Here is a 21282-nt window from a genome sequence, read left to right on the forward strand (position 1 = left end):
CCAATCAGGGAAAGGATTCTTTCATGTTGCAGATGCGCGTATATAAGGAGATCGCCAATGTCGAGGCGAAGGTGATGTGGGGGCTGAGCTGGCGCCAACTGGCGGCCGCCGCATGCATGCTCGTCCTGGGCGGAGGTGAGGCGGCGTTGTTCTGGTCGTTGGGCTTGTCCGATCTGGGGTCGTATCTGCTGTTTGCGGTTTGCCTGCCGTTCGCGCTGTGGGGTTGGTGGCGTCCGAAAGGGCTGAAGCCTGAACGGTATCTGGGATACATGCTGCGCCAGCGTTTCGGTCCGAAGGTCTACCTGCTCGAACCCTATGTTCCCGCGAGGTTTCCCGGCAAACCGTCGTTGAAGGAGAAGGCCCGTAGACGAATCAGGGGAAGGCAGGTACGTCGTCATGTCTGACATCAGTGGCAGCAAGGCGGTCAAAGGCAACGGTAAGCGACATGGAAAGGTCGGGAACAGGCGGTCCGGGAATCGTCGCATGCCTCGTTCGTCGAAGGAGTTGCTTGGCTATGATTCGATGCTGTCCAATGGCATCGTGTTCCTTGGCGGCGACCGGTGGAGCGTGTCGCTGCGGATCAGCGACATCAATTATCAGGTCGCGACCCAGGATCAGCAGCTGGATGTCGTGGACCGGTGGGGTCGTTTCCTGAATTCGATCGGCGAGAACATGGGAGTCCAGATCACGGTCGCCACGCGCATGCTGGATCCCGAGGAGGTGACGCGCAGTATCGCCATGTCGCTTCGGAGCGATGCGTTGGATGGATTGCGCGGGGACTTCAACCGCAATGTGCGTCGGCGTCTCGCCGGGCGTTCGCAGGGCGCGGTGACGGACAAGTATCTGACGTTGACGTTGCGTGAGCGGGACGGGGAACGGGCGGTCACGCTGCTGAACCGTGCCGCGTTGCGTGCCACGGCGCAACTGCGGTCGGTGGGCGGCTGCGTCGGCGTCCGCTTGAACCGGCAGTCGCGTCTGGCGGTATTGCACGGGATGCTGCGGCACGGTGTCCGGTTCTCGTTCACCGAGGATGGCTTCCTGAAATCGCATGGCATGTCCACGAAGGATTATGTGGCCCCGTTCGCCGTGGATGTGTCGGATCGCCGTCGGCTCCGGTTGAGCTCGGGCACTGCGGAGGTGTGGCATCAGTGTCTGTTGGTGCGTGACTTCCCGGATTATCTGAGCGATCAGCTGGTGTCGTCCATCACGGACATCAAGGCGGATATCACGGTCGGCATCCACCTGTCCCCGCGGGGCAAGGCCGAGGGGTTGAAGCTCGTGAACCGGACGATCGCCGAAATGGATATGCAGGCCATCGACGAGCGGCGCAAGAACCGCAAACAGCATCTGCCCGAGGACATGTTGCCTCATGATCTTCAGGAATCTATGGCTCAGGCGGGTGAGCTGCGTGATGATCTGGAGCATAACGGCGACCGTCTGGTGGATTCCCTGATGATTGTGGACGTGTCGGCGGACAGTCGTGAGCAGCTGGACCAGACGGTTCGTGACGTGACGGCCGCGATCGATGGGCAGTCGTGTGTGGCCGAGACCTTGGCCTACATGCAGGTGGATGGGCTGAACGCCGTGCTGCCGTTGGGGAATCCTCTGCCGCCGATGCGTCGCACGCTGACCACGTCGAGTGCGGCGATTCTGGTGCCGTTCACGTCGCAGGAGCTGTTCGAGCCGGGCGGGGTGTTCCATGGGGCGAACGCCCGCACCGGCAACCCTGTGGTCATCGATCGCACGCAAGGCATGAACGGCAACGGATTCATCTTAGGAACGACGGGTTCGGGCAAGAGTCAGGCGGCGAAGAACGAGATAACCCAGATCTATCTGACTCGTCTGGACGATGATCTGATCGTCATCGACCCGGAACGTGAGTTCACGCCGTTGTGCACCGGTCTTGGCGGTGAACGGGTCGAGATCGGGGAATCGTCGCGCGCGCATATCAATGCGTTGGATATCGAGTATGAGGATGATTCCGAGGGTGATCCGATACGGTCGAAATGTGCGAGCGTGCTGAACATGCTCGGCGTGCTGATCGGCGGGCGGGATGGCATCGACCGCATGCAGCGCAGTCTGATCGATCGTACGGTCATCGGCATGTATCGCGAGGTGCGGGAGCATCCGGAACTGGGCATGCCAACGCTCGTCACCCTGCATGATCGTCTCACGGCTTTGAGTGAGCCAGGTGCCCATGATGCCGCGCGAGCATTGGAGATTTACGCGACCGGCAGTCTGAACGCCTTCGCCCATGTCACCGATGTGAATACGTCCAGCCGGTTCCTGGTCTATGACGTTTCCGGTCTGGGAGCGGAGTTGCGTACGTTCGGTATGCTCGTCGTTCTGGATCAGATATGGAACCGGGTCGTCAGGAATCGCCGTCTCGGCCGGCGCACCTGGCTGTGGGTGGACGAGTTCCATCTGCTGTTCTCGAACCGGTATGCGGCCGAATACTTCCTGCGCCTGTACAAGCGCGCCCGTAAATGGGGTTTGTGCCCCACCGGCATTACGCAGAACATCGAGGAGCTGCTGGCCAATCAGGATGCGCGTCTGATGCTCGCGAACAGCGACTTCCTGTTGCTGCTGAACCAGACCGCCACGGATGCTGACGCCTTGTGCGAGCTGCTGAAGCTGTCCGATGAGCAGCGGGCGTTCTTCACCGGGGTGCAGCCCGGTCAGGGCATGGCCAAGAGCGGCACTGCGTTCATACCGTTCGATGGGCGTATCGATGCCGATAGTCTGCTTTACCGGTTGTATACCACGAAATTCGAGGATCGGAAGCCCGAATGAGACCCGTCACCTCCGACTCATTCCACGCCACGCGCAATCTCGTTCGGCCGAACGGCATGATTCATGGTTTGAAAGTCCGTCATGTTAATGGACTCTCCCATGGCCCAGTGTTGGCCGGGCTGAAACAGCCACGAACCACCATCAGGAACAATCAATCCGAAGTATCGCGCCCGACCGGCATAACAACCGTCAGCGTTTTGGAACGTGGTGTGAATGCGACACGATCCGTGCTTGAATCGCAATCGACACAGACGGAGACCAGCGAGGACGACAACCCGTTATCATCAATGGTCCCCGCAAATCGGGTACGCGACGGCGTGACCGGTATTATTCGCACAAGACATGCGGCAAGAGGTTCAACGGCACGTGCCACGGCAGGAAGAACGGCTTCGGTTCGTGCCAGACGTGCGAAGCGTTCCGGCAAGACCGTACGATCGGGTGTCCAGGGGGCCGAATCCGCTGCCAGAGCTTCGACGCAGATTGCACGACAAGTCACGCAGACGGTTTCTCGATCCGTGACGGCGGTGAAGGCCGGTGTCGCGGCATCTGCATCGGCTGCGGTCAGCGTTCCATTTCTATTGGGCGCGGCGGCGGTGCTGATGGTCTTCAGCCTGCTGTTGTGGTTCATACCCACCGTTGCCGTCGGAGATGACGGAGGTTGCGAGGCCAGCGCGATCGAGGTCCCGGACGAGGCGAAGCCATGGGTAAGCGAGGCGGCCCGATCAAGCGGATTGAGCGCTGATTTCATCGCGGCGATCATGAAGCAGGAATCCGGTTTCCGACCGGATGCGTATGCCGACGACAGCAACGGCGGAACATGGGGATTGTTGCAGATGAGCAGGAGCGTATGGCGCGGTGTACATCCCGAAGGCGCCGACCAGACGCCACCTGAAGGCATCACCGAACCCATGGTCCACGCCCATTACGGCGGCATGTATCTGAAAAACCGCTTGGAAGGCGTCAAACAACTCAAGGCCAAGCACCCAGGCATGCCGTTCGCCGAACTTGACGACCTGACGGCTTTGGTCATCGCCCATAACGCGGGCGAAGGCAACCTCATGAGGTACCCGGATATTCCCAACATCACCAAACGGTATCTCGACAACGTGAAGCCAGCGATTGATGCGGGAGGCGGCTGTTCGGCCACGGCAGGACGAACCATCGGCAAGCTCACGCCACCGTTGGTCATGCAGCCCGGCACATTGAACGTGGATGTGGCGGCGACCGGTACGCCCGTGGGCAAGATCACCACCTATGAGACCGGCCAATGCACATGGTGGGCGGCCGCTCGCCGATTGCAGATCGGCAAACCGGTGGACGGATACATGGGCGACGGCTGGATGTGGGCGTCAAGCGCCAGAAAATTCGGATATCCGACGGGCGGCGGCATACAGCTCGGTGACGTGGCGAGCTTCGCCAAAGGCTATCTCGGCGCAAGCGCCGATTATGGACACGTCGCCATTGTTGAGGAAATCAAGGACGACGGCAGCATTATTGTCAGCGAATCCGGCGGCGGCCTCCCATACGCATGGCTCAGGACCCTTACCAAAGAGCAGGCCAACAATCCCAGCATCACTTACATCCACTAATCCTGAGGGGAAAGAAGGAATCATGCGTCGTATCAATCCCAAACTTGATTCATACGAGCTTGCCGATTTGATGAGTGATTCTGACAACTGGGATCTTCTTGCGCAAATCCACGATCATCCCAGTACATGGCCGGAACTCGGACAATGGGCTGCACATGCCATCGCACATCCCGAAACCGCTGGGGCCCCACCGGAACCGCTGCCAGATAGAAAACCCAAACATCGGCTGCTGCCCATCACACCCATCATCGACGATGAGCTGCCTCGCGATACACGGAACAACAGCACTCCCGTATCCAAGCTTGACAAACGGACAGGAACGACGATAGACACACCAATGAGGGTCGGGGAACATGTCGAGGATGATGCGTCCTTGGCGGAATTATCGGCTGACGACGCGGATGAGGTAGCCGTCCATCGGCATATCCCCTTTACCCGCATCGCCGGCATTATGCTCGCTCTGGTCATCGTAACGGGATTAGCCACAGGCCTTGTCATGGCGAAGAGGAACTACGACCATCGGGAAGCGCTCACGTCATGCAATCACGCAATTGAGCAATCTGACATAGTGCGGATTGAATGGGACAAGGCATTGAAACAGGCGGAACCATACGCGAAGCTTCAGGATAAAGACGTGCGGGATCCGAAGTCTTTGGAACTGCTCGGTAAAATCATGCAATATCAACCATTGGCCTCAACAGAAAATTGCGATCCGAGTCTGACGGCCGACCGTCTCGACCGCACTCGTGCGGAAACAGAGAAAGCTAACAGCCAGCTCAGAATCCAGATCAGGAACCTGCATGACACGGTTGACACGGTCAAGACGTCACAGGAACAACAACAGATCGACAACGCGCGGAGCCTACTGAGCCAAACCATTGAAGACTCCGATAGGCTCTACAAAGAATCCGAGAACAAGGTCAGAGACGACAACACCCGTGCACGGCTCAGTGAGCAGATCACCCGTGCACGACTCATGATGCGCGACCATCAGGATCTTGATGTCTATAACAGAATCATCCAGGACCTCAACGAAGTCATGCAAATCGTCCGGGATTCCATGACGGCTGTAGAGAACAAGGAAATATCTGATGTGGGCCGTTCGGATGGTTCCACACAGCCGGAATCGGAATCCCAGTCATTGAACCGGCAGCCTGCACCATCATCGGAAGAGTTATCTCCGTCACTTATGCAGGGCAATCCGACCTGGGATGCGCCCGGGCAATCGGCAATCCCCCCATTTCCTAATAAGCTGAGATAAAGTGCGTCAATATGAATCAGATTAACCTACAAGAATAAGCAAGGAATAATGCGATGGCTTTAGTTAGGTCTCTATGCCAATCTGTTTAGAAGATATCAATTTAAGAACGAAAAGGGCGTCTAGTTAACGAGGGGCTTTTGTGGAATGGAACAAGTAGCGTCCATTCCACAAAAATATGGTATCAGTCATCTAGTCAACAGTGCAGCCGAAAGCATGCAGGTTAAATCCCGCAATCGTAAAACAGCTCACAGTCAAACGGCATTACCTAACTATAATTTGAATTCGAGGTAATCATTTATAACACTAACAATGTAGTTAAAAACCAAAACCTCTAATATTGTCAAATCGACGACTAATAAGGGAACACAATACCCATAAAATATAGGTAAGCAATAACCAAACTAAAGACAAGATAAGGATTGCCAAAAAATAAATATCCCCATAAACTCCATTCGCAACCTTTCGCATGGAATCAGTCAGCCATGTAGAAGGAAACACTTCGGAAACCACCCTCAATGCGGGCGGAAAAATACTTACCGGCGCAACGGCTCCAGAAAGTATGGGAAGTGCGTATTCCAAAAAGTTGCTAACCCACAATGCGTCATGAAACAGCAACGACAACCCAGAAAACAATATGCCAACAATTATAGAAGTACAAATAGAGAAAATAAGAATTATTATAGTATAAACTAATTGTCTAGCATTAAACGATTCTTTTTGAGACAGTAACAATGCAAACGCAATGGAAGAAGTCCCACTAATGGAAGACGCACAAAAGAGAGAAAGAAACCTACCTAACCCTTTTGCAAAAGGGCTATTTCCCTTCATGAGGATATATGGCTGAACGCCAGAGAAACGATCATAAGCAAAAATGTAGGCCGTGTTCGTAATTGTCTTTACGCAACATACATTAATAGTAGCAGCTAATATAGAAGAAAAAATCTCAACATTCACTCCTCCAGAATAGGCAAATAAAGCATAAAATAATGACGATAGTGAAGGGCTAATTATAAGCATCACCAAAAACGAAATTTTTGAATCACATCCAGGAATAAGTCGCCAAAAAATCAAAAAAGAATTAACTGTACTCTTCACGATAATGATAAATCCCCCTTAATTCTGGCATGATTGATAGCGTTCTTAAGTCCAAATGCGCCAATCAATATATATATAAAAGATAAAAAACAGCACAAAAAAATAAATATAAGTTCTTTAGGGACAATCGAATTAAAACGAGCTACCCTAACAGCTGAAGTCAGAGGATGAATAAAAGCAATTTCTTTAAGCAATGGAGGAAATGTATCAGTTGGTACTACAATTCCACATAACATCCATACTGGAACCAGTATCAATGGTTCAAAGGAGCTAGCGTGTCTAGAATATACAAATAGCGTAGACAACAAAACCGCCGAAGCAACGCATGCTAGAACCGCTAACAGCAATCCTATTACCTGATTAGGTGTGACATCCGGAAACCGCTGATAGGAAAGTAAGGATAAAAGATAAGTACAAAAAAAGGAAATGGGAACGGCAACGAGTCCGATTAGCGCCGCGCTGATCATCAGAGAAAGAAATACGGACCACGACGGTAATGTACTAAGAGCTAGATATTGGAGAACCCCTTGAAACCTTTGGAAGGCAATTAGTCCGGTCGCGGTTGTTGTTGTTCCCCATAAACCACTTATAGATGCATTAAACAATAAATCGTCCTTCAAAGTCCAGCGGGAACCCATAACAGACAACAAAAAGAAAGACAAAGGTAATATTACCGAAGTTTGTCTAAAAAAAGACGTGCTCCATAGATTTTTCACATGAAAGCAAATCATATTTATAATTTTTTTAACAATCATTTTCAACCCTAACGTTTCTCCATGATGGACAGATATACTTCCTCAAGAGTAGGCGGGCGCCTTCCAACAAACCGAAGAGATGGGGAACTTAGCACTCTGCCTATAGTCATCTCATCCGGTTCCTTATCCTTCCATGCAATGTCAATAAAGTACTGATTCCCCCGCAGGCTTTCAGAAACCCCTTGTATTTGTTTCATACCTAACAACAGTCTCTTTGACTCATCTCTCTTCCATTCATTAACGGGAAGAGTAAAGATACAAACTCCATCAAGATTGATATCTTCGGCGATTTTACTGATCGTACCTCTAGCTATGACACGTCCCTTAGAGAGAATATTTACGGAATCAGATAGAGCTTCCGCTTCACTCATTGAATGAGTCGTGAGAAGAATCCCCTTACCTTCATTGCGCAAATCGTCAATAATACCGCGTATTTGCATAGCATGTTCTGGATCCAAGCCAATTGTCGGCTCGTCCAGTAGCAGAAGCGGAGCTTGTTCAATTATTGCCCTTGCAATATGAAGCCGTTGGATCATTCCACGAGAATAGGTTTCAACGTTAGAGTTCGCTTTATCAAGGAGATTTACTTTATCAAGTGCCGCAGTAATTCTATTGTCCATTTCATGCAAAGGAACATCAGCAAGTTGCGCAAAAAAATATAAATTAGCGATAGCAGAGGATCTCATATAGAATCCTCTATCACCTCCAAGTAATAAGGCAACATGCTTCCTTGCTCCAATGGGATCCTTAATCGCATCAATATCACATATTGAAAGACTGCCGGAATCAGGACAAAGCAACGTTGAGGCAATTTTAATAAAAGTTGTCTTTCCAGCACCATTAGGACCGAGCATGCAACAGATCTCACTTATTCTTACATTTATTGAGACATTATGCAATACTTGATGAGGAACACCTTGTTTATCCACGAAGGAACGTGATATGGAATCAGCTCTAAGTATGACGTCGGCATGCCTCAAATCCATATTCACTGCTTTTCCTCCTCGCACTCATTCATGGATTCAACATATTCAAATCCCGCTGGATCTTCGTTAATAGACTTCAAGAAATAAACAGATTTTTGTAAATCATCAATTTTCCAGTAGTCTACAGATAAAATCTTTCGAGTATTATTAAGCGCCGAAACAACACCATTACGGGCAAATAATGGCACAGCAGCTTTCAATGTTGCTATCGATTTTTGATAATCTCCCATTAGATACTCTATGTATCCCCTTGCGCCAAGCACTTCACAAAGGTAATCTGGGTGATTGTCTTTTACCCAATTCTGGTGATTGCAAAGTCGTTCATAGGCAGTTTTTAAATCTCCTTTAAGAACATCAATCTGACTACGATTGATAATTACCTGATCATAATATCGTTTTCTTTCATCATCGCCGACAGTTACAAGATTTTTGACACAGTAAAGTTCGTTACAAGCTTTATCGATTAGAGTTAACGCATCGTCATTCTTATGTAATCGTAAATATGCCAACGCCAATAGATTATTGGAAACACCTTGCAGGGCCAATGAATCGTCTTCTGATATTTCATGATTTATTTCAGCTTTATTAATATCGTTAATACCAGATTGTATTATATTCACGCCTTCACTGTATTTTTTTCTTCGTTTTATCACATACGCCGCATGTCTGATTTTAGCAAAAGTCTTCTTTACTACATCATATTCCTTTGTGCTTTCTATCATTGAATATACATTTTCGGCTTTGTTGTCATTATCATATCCAATAGCTTCGGCAATATATGTTTTAAGCGTATAATCTGACACGAGATGTGGTTCCGTAATCATTATTTTTGCAATATTGGATGCGGATTCCCACTCTCCGGAATAGTTTATCAGCACATCAAAATCATGACATATTTTTTTATTTGAAAAGTCTATTGATTCGCAATATTTACGATATGCATCTATATCAAGTCTATTGGAATAAAAAATAGATGATGGGATAAATTTCTTCCTCATCTCAGCAAAGAAGATTTTCGGATCAGGCTTGATTCTAACACCTAGATCGGTTGCATAATTCTGAGCACAGAATGGCCTATCCGCAATTGGGGCGCAGACGGAGGCATACAGCGATCGCTTATATACAACGTTCGGGATTTCTTCATTTGAATTCAGGATATAATTTGCGATATTTTGAATTTCAGATAACATTTTTCTTTACCAATACCTAATCGGTGGTATGCCCGCAATCATCCAGATTGCGGGCATACCACCGATTAATTCAATCAGGCTCCATGCTGCCAAACTACAAGATTCTCAGCAAAAACTTTATCCGTTTTCTTGAGCTCTTCTTCATACTTCTGGAGCATGGATTCATTTGCCTCAGTTGCATTATTGTTCATTTCTCACCTCCTTAGACGGTCGTTAAGGATTATGCACAGCTTCTGTATTCGGAATCATCGGGTTTCGAATGTTTGTCATCTTTAGATGACATTCTTTATTGCTGCGGAACGGTGGTATGCCTCTGAGTAGGTAGATGCACTGGCTGGTGGGGATGCGTCCGAGTTCGTCCGGGGTGAGGAGTTTTCTCGCGTTCTTGCGGGTGCTGCGTGTCCAGCTACCGTTGAGGCCTTTGGTTTCGCTGGTTTCGATGACGTCGATGGTCTGATCTCCGAGCCGGTCACTGATGTATTTGGTGGTGCTGGGCTCGTTGCCGCCGAGGAAGAGCTGGCTGTCGCAGTTGCCGGCGATGGTCTCCCAGTCATCGCGATAGAGGCTTTTGCCTTGGCTGACGGTCTGGAGGATGATGCTGCAGCTGATCCGTCGGCTTCGTATGGTGGCGATGAGCCTTACGAAGTTGGGGATTTTGCCGATGTTGGCGAATTCGTCGAGCATGCAGTGCACGTCGCGGTCGAGCACGCCGTCGGGTTTGGCGTCGGCTTTGCGTACGAGTGTTTCAAAGAGGCATTGGTAGAAGACGCTGGCGATGAAGGAGAACGTGACGTTGGTGTCGGGCAGTTCGAGGTAGATGATGCGTTTGCCTTGGTCGAGGGTTTCGAGCCGGATGTCGTCGCCGTCGAGGATCCGGCGTACCTCGCGCACTTGGAGGGGTGCGAGGTGGACGCCGGTGGTGATGATGATGCTTTCTTGGTTTCGCCGGCGCCTTTGAGGAACGTGTTGTATTGGGCGCATGCGAACGCGAGCCCGTCGAGCATGTTCCGGGTCTCCTCGTCGTAGTCGTCGGGGCGTTCGCGCATACGGTGGATCTCGGTTTGGGTTTCGGCGAAGAGCGCGTCGATGATGTATTCCTTGTCTTCGTCCTGTTCGCTGGCTCCCATTCGGTCGAGTGTGTCGGTGACTTGGTTGAGGGTGGGGTTGTTTTCGGTGTAGTAGGTCCATGCGATGAGGGCGCATAGAAGTGCCTTTTCGGCATCCTGCCAGAAGCTGTCTCCGGTTTTGCGGTCTCCGGTGGCGTTGGTGACGAGGTTGTCGGTCAGACGCAGGATCGCGGATTGGGGTTCTTCGGGGTCGATGTAGCGCATGGGGTTGAACCGGTCGGATCGGTCGAGGTGGATGAGGTCGAGCGTGTTGACCTGGTAGCCGCGGTCGCGCATGGCGTGTTCCGTGTCGCGTTTGAGTTCGCCTTTGGGGTCGGTGACGGCCCAGTTCATGTCCACGGACAATAGGTTGGGTTTGACGTAGTAGCGGGTTTTGCCGGAGCCTGATGAGCCGAGCAGTAGCGCGTTGAGATTGCGCAGGGTGCGTCGCGTGTCTATGGAGAGCCGTTCGGTCGCGGTGAATCGGATGTTGCGGGATTCCACGGGGTCGATGAACGGTTTGATGTCCTTCGGGGTGCCCCAGTGGGCGGAACCGTGTTCCTCGCCGCTGCGCAGGCTCAGGCGTGCCGTGTACTTGTATGCCCAGATCAGCAGGCCGACGCCCATTGCGGCGAGCCCGCACAGCAGGTCGGTATGGTTCGTGGACAGGTGGAATGGATGGTACAGGTCGAGCCAGAACCTGTTCATCAGGTCGATCACGCTCGTGCCTTCATCCAGGTCGGTGCGTATCTGGTAGCCGATCTTGTCGCCCAGCCAGAACAGCGTGAACAGTCCCATGGCCGCGGGCAGTATGGCTTGCAGGCGTTTCATTGGTTTCCCCTGTCTCTTTCCGCACCGCCGCGGTGCTGCGTCATGGTTCTTCGCATGTCATCGCCTGCGGGGGCATCGGTCGGTTGTGGAATCCGACTGTTGATGCGGTGTTCGGCGCGGACGCGGATGTTCGTGAGCGTCTGTTCCTTGGTCCATGGCGGATCGTCGGCCGTCGGATGCATGACGGCGGTGTCCGCCGTCGAGGGCTCATCTCGTCCGTGCTCCGTCTGTCCGTTTCCCGCGTCGGCGGCGCTGGTGATGCGTGTGAGGCCTTGGCGGTTCTCGATGGTGTCGTCTCCGTCGCACATCGCGGCAAGGATGCTCCCCACGGGTGTTTCCGCATCGTAGATGGCCGCGTTCCCGCGTGTGATTGGAGTGCCAACGGTTTCCTCGCCTGCATCGATGATCGTGATTGTTCGCGCCGTGTTCACGGGAGTGTGTCCTTGACGCTGGTGTGCAGGGCCATCTCGTCGGCCAGGATGTACGCTTCGTCGGCGTTTTCCTCTTCGTGGATGATGCCGTGGACGATGAGCCGTCGTCCCTGCAGCGCGCCCTGTTCGCGCAAGTATGCCGCATGGTCTCCGGCCGCGTGCACGCGGATGATGAGCGGCGTGTCCATGGTGCCGGCGTTCACGGTCATGACTGCCGTCGTCCTGCCGTCGCCGTCGGTGTGGAATCTGGCGTCATCGGTAAGGATGCCGCGCGCATAGGCCTGCGGATGTCGGGCGTCGCTCATCGGCTTGGCCTGCGTTTTCTGATGGGTTTGCCGATGTTCGGGGCTTTGCCTTGGACGGCGTTGATGGCGTCGTGTCCGATGGCGCGGGCGTCGCGGCCGCCGCCGGTGAGCGCGTCGGATTCCGCGCGGGCCTTGGCCACCCGGACGTGTTTGGAGGCGAGCGTGTCGAGGGCCTGTTCTCGTGCGGCCATGACCCGTATGCTCCACGGGTCCCGGTAGTCGTCGATCGGCTGGCTGATGCGGGTGCGGTCGGGCAGGTCGTTGCGTCGGGTCTTGCGGTCCACCGGGTAGGAGCGGCATGCGGGGTTCGCGGATCGGATGTAGTGGATTGCGGTGGCGAGGTCGGCGATGCGTTCCTCCGCCGTTTTGTCCATGTCGATGAGCACGCGGCCCTGCACGTGTTGTTCGTCGCATACGGTGCGCGTCCATGTTTCGTAGTCGCGCACGTCAACGGTGTCCCGTTGTTCGCGGTCGTGCTGGTATCGCGTGGCGTCGAACCGGTAGGTGATGTCGTGCGGGTGCACGTCGGCCGACCATTCGGGCAACGGTTCGATGGGGATCTCGCGCAGGGTGACGAGCCGGTACGGTGGTTCGATGTCCCCGTAGGAGCCTTGGGGCTGGAGGATGCCGAAGCCTTCCATGCGCAGCTCGTAGCCGAGGCGTTTGAGTTCGTCCTGCAGTTGCCGGTAGGCGGTGTCCATGGTGGTCATGCTGGTCTCCTCGGCGGCTTATCGGTTGCGGGTCTTCGTCCGGTCCGGCGTGGATGGATGGGCTGTGGGGTCGTCGGCGCGCTGGCTGGCCCGTTGGCGTATGCCGTCGAGCACCGTGTCCCTGCCTTTCGACGTATTCGGCTCTTCCTCTTTCGCCGGTTTGGGGTTGAAGGAGGTGATGGGTGCGGGCAGCGCGTATCCCTGGTCGATCGGGGTGATGCCGTCGGCGGGGTCGAGTTCGTCGGCGGGTCTGGCGCCCATGGTTTCGGCGAGTATCGCGGCGGCGTCGCCGTGTCCGGTCCGGTCGGCGATGATGCGTTGGAGGGTGTCTTCCAATCCGGCGCTGATGTCGGTGGAATCGGCGGGCATGATGCACTGGTAGACGGGTGCTCCCCAGTTCGTCGTCGTGCCGGCGAGCGTGTATTCCATGATGCGTTCGTCGGGTTCGAGCAGCGATTCGAGCCGGAACGGTTCCCGTGTTGGCATCTGGTCGGGATTGGCGTGTTCTGCTGCGTATTCGGCGACGAGTTGGGCGAACGTGGCCGATCCTGAGGGCATGTCGCCGTCCAGCTGGTCGGCCACCGGTTTGACGAGGCCTTGGACCTGTTGGCGCAGGTGTTCGTCATCGGTGTCGTTGGCCTGCATGATGCGTTCGGTGATGCGTGTGGCGTCGTCTGATCGCATCACGTTGTCGTGCGTGTCTCCCCAGCGTTCGATCATCCGCATTGCGTCGGGGGTCGACTGCGTCGTGGCGTCGAGACCGGGCTCGTCGTCGGTGTAGGCGTCGATGATCTGCTTGAGTTCCGTGCCGGAATACCGTTTGGTGTCGGGGATGGTGGCGTCGAGCAGGAACCCGTGGTCGGCGAGGGTGACGTTGTCGTTGATGGTGGCGTCGCGCCCGTATTTCGCCACGTCGAAGTACATGCCGTATGGCCCGTCAAGGAGTTTCGCGAGTTCGGTGCTTTGGTTGACGCAATGCCAGCCGTACATCTCGTCTAGGTCGGGCGTATTCTCCTGTGTGATGCCTTGCGGCGGGTCGTAGGTCATGTATTCGATGTCCTCGGATTGGACGAGCAGGTTCGCCAGTCCGATCGGGTCGTGCACGCCGTTCATATCGGCCGCCAGCCGTACCGCCTCCAATGCTTCGGGCTGGTCTTGCGCGAAGATCCGGGCGGCTTGTGCGAGCGTGTTCAGGGAGTGGAGGTCTTCGTATTCGCCGGGCCGGTAGTCGAGTGCGGCGAGCAGGCCCGTGTATTCGTGGTCGAAGATGCCGTATTCCTCATAGGTGACGCCTCCTTGGCGTCCGATCTCATAGGCTTGCTTCGCGTCGAGCGTCAGTCCTACCTGTTCGGTGAGGAACCGGTCGATCCGCTGCTCGTCCGTGGGCAGGCGCAGCCATCCGCCGATGAGCGCGCCCTCGTTGTATCGTCCGAGGTTGCCTACCCATACGTTGATCGTCAGATTGTCTTCAGCCATCATCGGCTCCTTGTCTGTGTTTGCATCTGCGTTCTTGTCTGCGCGGTGGATGGTGTTTGCGCGCGGCGTTCGGCCCTGTCCTTGATGGCGTCGAGCGTCCGGCTCTTGCCGGCCGGCAGGGATTGCTTGGCCGCCTGTTCGGGGTTTTCCGAACCGGGTGCTGCTGGTGGTTCCTCGCCGGTTCGGGTGCCGGTGGTGGCGGTGACCGGTTTGTTTTCGGCGCATTGCCTCGCATAGGCCATGCGTTGCGCTTTGACGGCGCGGCACAGCTGCCATGCGTCGTCAATGCGCATGGTCTCGCGTTGCTCGCCTTTGCCGCGCCACAGTTCCACGGGTTCTCCGGGTTTGAAGCTGACGGTCACGTCGCGCCCGTTCAGTTTGGCGTCCCGTGCATGGTCGGTCAGGAAGCGGTCGAGCTGCCATCCCGTCAGGTCCACGCCGCGGATGCTGGTGCCTTGCGGTATCGCCACGCGCATCTTGTCGAACGAGCGCCCGTCCTTGGAGGTCATCCGGTACAGGTGCACGTAGCTGTTGGGGAAATTCACGCGCGGCCAGATCTCCCTTGTTCTTCCACCGGCCGCGGGTTGCGCCGGCCGCTCGCCGCCGGGCCGGCCGACGGCCGTCTCGTTCCGCCTCGGCTCCGGGACCGGGACCTGCGCGTTCCCGGGCTGTTCGAGCTGCCATAGCGTCGGCGTCTGCATGGCGTCGGGCGTGTTCCATGATCGTGCGGCCTGCGTGCGGATGCGTTGGGCGATCTCGTCGGAGGCCTGGTCGAGGTCCGGCGAGGGGAAGCTGATCGCGGCGTCGGGCCATGCCTGGTTGTGGCGTCGAATCGCGTCATCGACGACCATGCGGGCGACCTGGCCCAGCCGATCGTCCTGCGGCATGCCGGCGGCAGCGTATTGCTCGCCACGGCGCGCGATGTTCGCCAGGACCTGCCGGTCGTTGTCGATGAGATTGTCCATGAGCCAACGCGCGTTGGCTGAAAGCTCGGGCATGGCGATGCTCCTTTCCGGTCATGGTCGTCGCGCATCCGTTCACCGGGTGCGGGTGCGTTGCTTCGAGGGCGCGGTGCGGCGTTGGCCTTCGATGCGTTTGCCGGCCCGCGTGCGGATGTCGTTCAGGGTCTGCTGCTTGGTTTTGGGGCGGCGCACGCCGCCGTCCGGAGCGGGGATGTCCATGCGGTTCCAGTCCAGGCCCCGCGAGCGTGCGGTCAGGGATTCGATCGCGTCGGCGATCCGTCTGGCCTGGCCGGCCGGGTAGGTGAAGCGCACCGTGTCGTCGGCGACCCGTTGCGTGTGGCGGGGTATGTGGAGCCGGTCGAGCTGGTCGGTGATGATCGCGGCGTCACGGTCCCAGGGCACCGTGCGGAAGTCGAACCGGCCGTTCGATGGCGATTCGGCGTCGAAGGCGAGGCGCAGCGCGTCGTCGGAGGGTTCGAGGAACGGATTCGGCTCCTCTCGTTCCGGTGCCGGCATTGTCTCCGTGGCCGGCCGTGCGGGATCGGCGTCGCCGGGTTCGGGAGTCGTGGCGGTCTCCTGCCGGGCGAGTTCCCGGTTGAGGCGTTCGACGATGCGTGAGACGACGTGGTTGACCTCGTCGGCGTCCTTGCCTTGGAAGTGGAGGAAGGTGCGGCCGGTGTCGCGGTCGTGCTCGATGTGGAAGGTGATGCCGGCCTTTTTCAGGTCGTGTTCGAGCTGTCGGGCGTATCGTCCGGTGACTTCCTGCACGTTGATCGGCTCGCCGGTGCGGTGCAGGGTTTTGCCGTCCACCTTGCCGGTGGTCCTGATCTGCCGTAATGTCTCGCCGGTGGCGTGCACGCCGATGCCGAGCAGGTGCAGCGCCTTGTCGAGCCCGTATTTGGTCACGTCGATGATGACGCGCGTGCCTTGCTCGCTGACGCGCATCATGAGTTCCTGTGCCTGGTCCTCGGCCGCCATGGGATTCTCCCGTCATCCGTCGTGGTTCGTTGCGTTCCAGCTTCCGCCGGCTCACCGGTTCCTGCGGCGGACACGATGCCCGCCATCGCGGCGTTGTTCGCGCCGTGCGCCGTCGGAGCGTTCGGCGGTTGGCGTGGTGCGGGCGATGAGCCGGCGCAGGGCGAGGGCGTCGGAGGCCAGGCCACGGGTCTCCTGCTCCTCGATGGCGAGCTGGGCCTCCAGTCCCGTGGCGTCGGCTCCCTGATCATGGTTGTCGGCGATGAGCGCGATCAGGGCGCGCATGTGCTTCGCGTTGCGTTCGACGGAGTCGGTGAGTCGGCCGAGCGTCGCCAGCCGGCCGTCGCCTTCGTCGATGACCTGGGCGAGCACCTTGAGCTCGCGCAGGCTGTCGGCGAGTCGGTCGCAGGCGATCGCCTGACGCAGCGCGCGTCCGTTCACGCCGGTCAGGTCCTGGCCGTCGAACCGTTGACGGCAGTAGTCCTCCAGTCGCAGCGTGGGCCGCGCGAACCATGCGTACAGGTCCTCGCAGTCCGTTGAACGTGCATAGCCGCCGTTCTCGTCGGTGAGCACCTGTCTGACGTCGTCGGACAGGTAGGCGTGCCAGATCCTTCCGTCACGTACGAGCCGTTCGCACGGTATGGTCAGGTGCAGGCGTCCGTGCGTGCCGGGCACCCGAACGGTCACCGCCGTATCCGTCCGACGGGCGATCATGGCCTCGTGGAAGGTGATCTCGCTGAGTGTGCGCCGGTGGATCTTGCCCATGATGGCGAGCATGTTGTATGCCACGCCCAGTCGCCGGTCTCGGATTCCGCGGGTCTGCCCGCATGGCGTGTAGGTGATGCGTCCGCCGCGCACGGTCGCGTTGACGCCGAGCGTCGCGAGTTCGCGGCGGAAGCCCGCGAAGTCATGGGCGTTCATGCAGGCCGTGTCGATGCTGGTGCGCAGTCGGTCCTTGATGTTGCCGCCTCTGGCGCTCAGGTGGAGTTCCCCGATCGACGGGGCCACGCGCCCGGACTGTTCCGGCATGAGGGTGTGCAGCCCGTATTCGCGGCATAGCCGGTCGCTGATCTTCCGCCATTCGCCCAGGGTTCCTTTCCTCAGACGCAGGGCCTTGCCCGTGATCCGGTCTGCCGGGCAGATGAGGATGTGGTTGTGCATGTGGGACCTGTCGGTGTGGGTGGCGATCACGTAGTCGTGCGTGCCTCCGGTGATCTCCCGGACGAACCGTTCCCCGATCAGATGCGCCAATCGGGGCGTGACCTGGTCGGTGGGATCGAACGATTGGATCACGTGCAGCGCCAACACGGCCCCCTGCCGGCGTGAGCCGCCTTTCGTGGCGTCCAACGCACGTTCGAAGCCTCGGGCGATGGACTCGGCGTCCGTGATGTCATCGCCGACGGTGGTCGAGGCCCACCGGTAGCCGTCGGTCTTGGCCGGGTTCGTCACGTAGGCGATGCTGCGGGCGAGCGTGCTTTTGATCTTGCCGATCTTGACTACAGCCATTCGGGCACCCCTTTGGGGTCAACGTCGGTCTCCACCCGGATGCGCAGGCCTGCGACCAGCCGTTCCGCCTGGCGCAGTTCGTCGAACACGCGCGAGAGCATGGCCAGGTCCGTCTCCCGCGTGGTGTTCGCGTGACGGGCGATCTGGTTGACGTTGTTGCCGATCCTTGCCAGTTGGGCGCTCACGTCATGCAGGTTCGCGGGCACGGTGATGTTGACGCGGTGGGCGCATCTGATCCTGTTGCGGGCGAACGCCATCCATCCCACGGGCCTGAGCCCGGCCTGGATGCGCTGACGGTTCTCCACTTTGAGCGAGTCCGCCACCCACCGCCATTCCTCCTCGCTGAACGTGACCGCCTTGCGGATCGTCCTGGAACGGTTGCCTTTCCAACCCATCGGCGCCTCCTCATATCGGGTTCCACGGGTGTCCCGCGATCGGCCCCGAGCCTCATGGGGCCGCGCCGGTGTACGTACACCGGCGATGCTTGCTACACACCAACCGCCCCTCCGGGGAGGGGATGGTTGCGCACCGGTCAGTTTTGCCTTGGCGCCACGCCATGCGCGGCGGACTTCAGGTCACGTTTCGCATGCCGAAGCCGGTTCCGTTTCGTGTCCGCCGGCATCATTGCCGGCGTCGTTCTACGATGCGGGGCAGTGAAGAACAATCACCGTGAGGAGACCGTCATGGCGAAGCCGAGGGAACGCAACCGGGCGATGCGCGCCATCGCCGACAACGCATTGGATGCCGAGTTGGAGGCGCTTCGGCGCAAACGCGGCGAACTGTCGCGTTTGGGTATTCTGCTGGACGATATGCGCTGGGCCGCGGAACGATTCCGTGACGCCGCCCAGTCGTTCTGCGACGACCATCACATGCCTCGTGCCCAGCTCGTGCGCACGCTCAGGATGGAGCCAAGGGAGACGGGCATGGCGTTCCATGCCGTCACGCCCGACTACGGGCAGGCCAATCCCGCCGATAGTCACGGCGAAATCCATGATGGCGAGGATTCGTCCCTCGAATCCGACGGCCGACCGGCATCCGCCGTCGGTACGCCGGAGATTGCTCTGACGGAAGGCAATGATGCAACGGCGAATGCGGCCGATGCCGGTGATGCCGGAGAATCCGGTTCGATTGGATTGGACTCGGAGGGATTGCGATTCGGTTTCCCGCGTCCTGGCGGCTACGCTGGATGACATTGGCTACATACGGGAGGTGACGGCGATGCCGATGCTGCTGGTGATGCTTGGCCTGTCGCTGGCGACGGGCGTGATACGCATGCTGATGCGTGGCGTGGCCTCGTGCCTTGCCCTGTTCGCGCACCCGTTGCGGCTCGTGGTGTTCCTCGTGAACTCCGTGTTCACGGCGTTCGCCATGCTGTCGGGATTGCTCATGCTGGCGTTCCTGCTCATGCATTTCCTCGCCGGCTCGGACGCTCCGGCATTGGACGGCTCGTTCGCGTTGATCGTCGCCGCGTTTCTCACGGCCGTGCTTGCGAGCATGCTCATGGATTGGTGCGACGCGCGGCTCCGACGACGCTCCTCCCGCCACGGCTGAACGTCACCCGCCGCCGCTTGGCTCCGAAGGCGCGGGCGCGCATGCGCCGTCACGTTTCGCCATTCGCGCCCGGACGGGGGCGGAACCCGTATTCCGGTTCCGCCCCGTCCGTCGCTTATTCGGCGTCGTCCGGCTCGCCGGATGCGTCGTCGGCTTGCGATGCCCCATCGTCGCCCGGTTCGCTGTCCTACCCTATGCCGGTATCCCTGCCATTGTCGTCGTCATCGATTGGTACGAGGGAGCCATTGAGGGCTTCGGCTTCCGTGTCCGAGGTGCGGTAGCCGAGTGTTTCCAACGCCTCGTACAACGGTGTGGCGTGTTCCGCGATGGTCGCCGCGTCACGCCACGTTTCCCAGCTGACGCGCTCTTCGGCCAAGGCGTAGAGCAGTCCGAACGCGGCCCGTTGCGGGTCGCCGGCAATCATCGCGGTGACGGACTCGCGTAACGGGTCTTCGGCCTCGTCCTCCGGCTTTGCTTCATCGGCGTCGTCGCCCGCCGTGCCGATGCCGGTGATTTGCTCCCAAACGTCCTCGGCGTGACTGTTCCATTGGTCGAATCCCTCGGTGAGCGTATCGAGCGCGAATCTCGCGGACAGCAGGGCGACGGCTTTGCCGATGCCCTTCGGCTGGGATTTCAGTTCCATGAGATGCGTCACGAACGCGATGCGCAAATCACGGCTTGCCCGCGCGAACTCCTTGGCCGGTGCCGTCTCGCGTTCCTTGCGTTCCCGTTCCTCGCGCCAACGCGCCTCACGCGCCTCACGGGCCGCGGTCTCGGCCTCCTCGTCCACGGTTTCGTACAGGGCGATGCCGCGCGCCCATGACGCGCCTTCGGCCCGCACTCCCACGACGGGCGTGGCTCCGTCATGGGAGTCGCGCCATGCGTCGATGGCCTTGGCGATGTCGCCTGTGGTCAGCATCGTGGTGCGACGCAATCCCTTTGGCGAGTCATACCAGTTGTCCGTGTTCGGTTGTTCGTCGGCCGCGTCGATGCCCATGCGTTTCAATTCGGCTCGCGCCGTGTCGAGCCATTCGCGCCATGTTCGCTCCTGCCGGGCGTGCTTGACGGCCATGTTCCAGTTCTTGCCGCCTGCCGCCTCGGCGAGCCGTTCCTGAAGGTCTGGATGCCGGTCGAAGTCGGCGATGGTCTCCCAGTCGTCGATGCTCAGCTGGGCTGTTCCGGCCTTGCTTCGCGCGTTCTCGCCGATGGCGGCTATCTTCAGGCGTCGGCGCACCAATGACGTGGAACGGCCGGTGCGTTGCGCTGCCTCGTCCACGCCCACGCCCAAATCGAGAAGCCCCTGATAGCCGTCGGCCTCCTCGATGACGGTCAGGTCGGCGCGCTGGCTGTTCTCCACGAGCATGAGCTCGCGTTGCTCCCGTTCCGACAAATCGGCCACCACGGCGGGCACCCGGCTCAATCCGGCGAGTTTGGCGGCGGCGAGGCGGCGATGCCCGATGACGAGCAGGTAGCGTCCCTGCGGCGTGGGAGTGACGAGCAGGTTTTGCCGGATGCCCTGCGCGCGTATCGAATCCGCGAGTTCCGACACATCGTCCACGTCACGGCGCGGGTTCGCGGGGTTCGGATCGATAAGTCCCATGTCCAGCATGACGATGTTCGATTCGTCCATGCCCTCGTCGGCCGATACGGGACGTTCGATGATTGCGGTTTCCATGATTGTCTCCTTGAAAAAACAGATGATTGGGGATTGGCTGGGGCTTCCGGAATCGGAAGCCCCAGCCAGATGAATCCACGGCCGA

The 21282-nt window shown here is 57.8% G+C and carries 20 protein-coding genes and 1 pseudogene; 6 read left to right on the forward strand and 15 right to left on the reverse strand.

The features are described from left to right. The first annotated feature begins 23 nt into the window (after positions 1-23). The 4 genes from JS530_RS10250 to JS530_RS10265 are packed head-to-tail and all read left to right on the forward strand — an operon-like array spanning position 24 to position 5643. Positions 24-404 (forward strand): PrgI family protein, encoded by a 381-nt coding sequence (locus JS530_RS10250; protein ID WP_055427677.1) that lies wholly within the window; start codon positions 24-26, stop codon positions 402-404. Further along, positions 397-2793, forward strand: a complete 2397-nt coding sequence (locus JS530_RS10255; protein ID WP_214377063.1) for a VirB4-like conjugal transfer ATPase, CD1110 family — start codon at positions 397-399, stop codon at positions 2791-2793. Before JS530_RS10250 ends, JS530_RS10255 begins: the two co-directional genes overlap by 8 nt. Then, the gene (locus JS530_RS10260; RefSeq protein ID WP_240541199.1) at positions 2790-4382 is read left to right on the forward strand and encodes a CHAP domain-containing protein; all 1593 of its coding nucleotides are present in this window, start codon (positions 2790-2792) and stop codon (positions 4380-4382) included. Before JS530_RS10255 ends, JS530_RS10260 begins: the two co-directional genes overlap by 4 nt. A gap of 22 nt (positions 4383-4404) precedes the next feature. Next, positions 4405-5643: a hypothetical protein gene (locus JS530_RS10265; RefSeq protein WP_240541200.1), complete on the forward strand. Its 1239-nt coding sequence runs from the start codon at positions 4405-4407 to the stop codon at positions 5641-5643. Positions 5644-5958: 315 nt separating this feature from the next. Here the strand turns inward: JS530_RS10265 and JS530_RS10270 are convergent, their stop codons facing one another. The 14 genes and pseudogenes from JS530_RS10270 to JS530_RS10330 all read right to left on the reverse strand — a co-directional run bounded on the left by JS530_RS10270 (position 5959) and on the right by JS530_RS10330 (position 18366). Next, the gene (locus tag JS530_RS10270) at positions 5959-6738 is read right to left on the reverse strand and encodes an ABC transporter permease (RefSeq protein WP_214377064.1); all 780 of its coding nucleotides are present in this window, start codon (positions 6736-6738) and stop codon (positions 5959-5961) included. Next, positions 6735-7493 carry an ABC transporter permease gene (locus JS530_RS10275; RefSeq protein WP_214377065.1) on the reverse strand — a complete coding sequence of 253 codons (759 nt, stop codon included), beginning with the start codon at positions 7491-7493 and terminating at the stop codon, positions 6735-6737. The genes JS530_RS10270 and JS530_RS10275 overlap by 4 nt, the downstream gene beginning before the upstream one ends. Before the next feature lie 8 nt (positions 7494-7501). Next, complete coding sequence (locus tag JS530_RS10280; protein ID WP_240541206.1) at positions 7502-8479, reverse strand: ABC transporter ATP-binding protein; 978 nt, start codon at positions 8477-8479, stop codon at positions 7502-7504. Positions 8480-8481: 2 nt separating this feature from the next. Further along, positions 8482-9669, reverse strand: a complete 1188-nt coding sequence (locus JS530_RS10285) for a hypothetical protein (RefSeq protein WP_214377067.1) — start codon at positions 9667-9669, stop codon at positions 8482-8484. Between the two features lie 213 nt (positions 9670-9882). Beyond that, the gene (locus JS530_RS10855; protein WP_342590077.1) at positions 9883-10872 is read right to left on the reverse strand and encodes a VirD4-like conjugal transfer protein, CD1115 family; all 990 of its coding nucleotides are present in this window, start codon (positions 10870-10872) and stop codon (positions 9883-9885) included. Beyond that, a pseudogene (locus JS530_RS10860) lies at positions 10779-11606 on the reverse strand (type IV secretory system conjugative DNA transfer family protein); the annotation flags it as partial. The gene JS530_RS10855 and the pseudogene JS530_RS10860, both read right to left, overlap by 94 nt. Then, positions 11603-12037, reverse strand: coding sequence for a hypothetical protein (locus JS530_RS10295; RefSeq protein WP_214377068.1), 435 nt, complete (start codon positions 12035-12037; stop codon positions 11603-11605). The gene JS530_RS10295 and the pseudogene JS530_RS10860, both read right to left, overlap by 4 nt. After that, positions 12034-12342, reverse strand: coding sequence for a hypothetical protein (locus JS530_RS10300; protein ID WP_214377069.1), 309 nt, complete (start codon positions 12340-12342; stop codon positions 12034-12036). The genes JS530_RS10295 and JS530_RS10300 overlap by 4 nt, the downstream gene beginning before the upstream one ends. After that, positions 12339-13052: a hypothetical protein gene (locus JS530_RS10305; protein ID WP_214377070.1), complete on the reverse strand. Its 714-nt coding sequence runs from the start codon at positions 13050-13052 to the stop codon at positions 12339-12341. Before JS530_RS10305 ends, JS530_RS10300 begins: the two co-directional genes overlap by 4 nt. 18 nt (positions 13053-13070) lie before the next feature. Continuing rightward, positions 13071-14531, reverse strand: a complete 1461-nt coding sequence (locus tag JS530_RS10310) for an antirestriction protein ArdA (protein WP_214377071.1) — start codon at positions 14529-14531, stop codon at positions 13071-13073. Next, positions 14528-15526 (reverse strand): hypothetical protein, encoded by a 999-nt coding sequence (locus tag JS530_RS10865; protein WP_240541202.1) that lies wholly within the window; start codon positions 15524-15526, stop codon positions 14528-14530. Before JS530_RS10865 ends, JS530_RS10310 begins: the two co-directional genes overlap by 4 nt. Before the next feature lie 39 nt (positions 15527-15565). Further along, positions 15566-16468 carry a PcfB family protein gene (locus JS530_RS10320; protein WP_214377072.1) on the reverse strand — a complete coding sequence of 301 codons (903 nt, stop codon included), beginning with the start codon at positions 16466-16468 and terminating at the stop codon, positions 15566-15568. Between the two features lie 51 nt (positions 16469-16519). Next, positions 16520-17971 carry a relaxase/mobilization nuclease domain-containing protein gene (locus tag JS530_RS10325; RefSeq protein WP_214377073.1) on the reverse strand — a complete coding sequence of 484 codons (1452 nt, stop codon included), beginning with the start codon at positions 17969-17971 and terminating at the stop codon, positions 16520-16522. Further along, positions 17962-18366, reverse strand: coding sequence for a MobC family plasmid mobilization relaxosome protein (locus JS530_RS10330; protein ID WP_055427653.1), 405 nt, complete (start codon positions 18364-18366; stop codon positions 17962-17964). Before JS530_RS10330 ends, JS530_RS10325 begins: the two co-directional genes overlap by 10 nt. 288 nt (positions 18367-18654) lie before the next feature. Between JS530_RS10330 and JS530_RS10335 the strand changes: the two genes are divergently transcribed. Beyond that, complete coding sequence (locus JS530_RS10335) at positions 18655-19161, forward strand: hypothetical protein (RefSeq protein ID WP_214377074.1); 507 nt, start codon at positions 18655-18657, stop codon at positions 19159-19161. 28 nt (positions 19162-19189) lie between these two features. Next, entirely contained in the window at positions 19190-19522 is a 333-nt protein-coding gene (locus JS530_RS10340) for a hypothetical protein (protein ID WP_214377075.1), read from the forward strand. A 187-nt stretch (positions 19523-19709) separates the two neighbouring features. Here JS530_RS10340 and JS530_RS10345 read toward each other — a convergent pair whose 3' ends face one another. Continuing rightward, entirely contained in the window at positions 19710-21197 is a 1488-nt protein-coding gene (locus JS530_RS10345) for a ParB/RepB/Spo0J family partition protein (RefSeq protein WP_214377076.1), read from the reverse strand. Positions 21198-21282 lie beyond the last annotated feature (85 nt).

This window comes from Bifidobacterium colobi (assembly GCF_018555455.1).
Taxonomy (GTDB): domain Bacteria; phylum Actinomycetota; class Actinomycetes; order Actinomycetales; family Bifidobacteriaceae; genus Bifidobacterium; species Bifidobacterium colobi.

Excerpts from the sequence above, each read along its gene's own strand:
- JS530_RS10250 (WP_055427677.1), top strand. The coding sequence starts at position 24 with ATGTTGCAGATGCGCGTATATAAGGAGATCGCCAATGTCGAGGCGAAG.
- JS530_RS10255 (WP_214377063.1), top strand. The coding sequence starts at position 397 with ATGTCTGACATCAGTGGCAGCAAGGCGGTCAAAGGCAACGGTAAGCGA.
- JS530_RS10260 (WP_240541199.1), top strand. The coding sequence starts at position 2,790 with ATGAGACCCGTCACCTCCGACTCATTCCACGCCACGCGCAATCTCGTT.
- JS530_RS10265 (WP_240541200.1), top strand. The coding sequence starts at position 4,405 with ATGCGTCGTATCAATCCCAAACTTGATTCATACGAGCTTGCCGATTTG.
- JS530_RS10275 (WP_214377065.1), bottom strand. The coding sequence starts at position 7,493 with ATGATTGTTAAAAAAATTATAAATATGATTTGCTTTCATGTGAAAAAT.
- JS530_RS10280 (WP_240541206.1), bottom strand. The coding sequence starts at position 8,479 with ATGGATTTGAGGCATGCCGACGTCATACTTAGAGCTGATTCCATATCA.
- JS530_RS10285 (WP_214377067.1), bottom strand. The coding sequence starts at position 9,669 with ATGTTATCTGAAATTCAAAATATCGCAAATTATATCCTGAATTCAAAT.
- JS530_RS10855 (WP_342590077.1), bottom strand. The coding sequence starts at position 10,872 with ATGCGCCCTCATCGCATGGACCTACTACACCGAAAACAACCCCACCCT.
- JS530_RS10300 (WP_214377069.1), bottom strand. The coding sequence starts at position 12,342 with ATGAGCGACGCCCGACATCCGCAGGCCTATGCGCGCGGCATCCTTACC.
- JS530_RS10305 (WP_214377070.1), bottom strand. The coding sequence starts at position 13,052 with ATGACCACCATGGACACCGCCTACCGGCAACTGCAGGACGAACTCAAA.
- JS530_RS10310 (WP_214377071.1), bottom strand. The coding sequence starts at position 14,531 with ATGATGGCTGAAGACAATCTGACGATCAACGTATGGGTAGGCAACCTC.
- JS530_RS10865 (WP_240541202.1), bottom strand. The coding sequence starts at position 15,526 with ATGCCCGAGCTTTCAGCCAACGCGCGTTGGCTCATGGACAATCTCATC.
- JS530_RS10320 (WP_214377072.1), bottom strand. The coding sequence starts at position 16,468 with ATGGCGGCCGAGGACCAGGCACAGGAACTCATGATGCGCGTCAGCGAG.
- JS530_RS10325 (WP_214377073.1), bottom strand. The coding sequence starts at position 17,971 with ATGGCTGTAGTCAAGATCGGCAAGATCAAAAGCACGCTCGCCCGCAGC.
- JS530_RS10330 (WP_055427653.1), bottom strand. The coding sequence starts at position 18,366 with ATGGGTTGGAAAGGCAACCGTTCCAGGACGATCCGCAAGGCGGTCACG.
- JS530_RS10335 (WP_214377074.1), top strand. The coding sequence starts at position 18,655 with ATGGCGAAGCCGAGGGAACGCAACCGGGCGATGCGCGCCATCGCCGAC.
- JS530_RS10340 (WP_214377075.1), top strand. The coding sequence starts at position 19,190 with ATGCCGATGCTGCTGGTGATGCTTGGCCTGTCGCTGGCGACGGGCGTG.
- JS530_RS10345 (WP_214377076.1), bottom strand. The coding sequence starts at position 21,197 with ATGGAAACCGCAATCATCGAACGTCCCGTATCGGCCGACGAGGGCATG.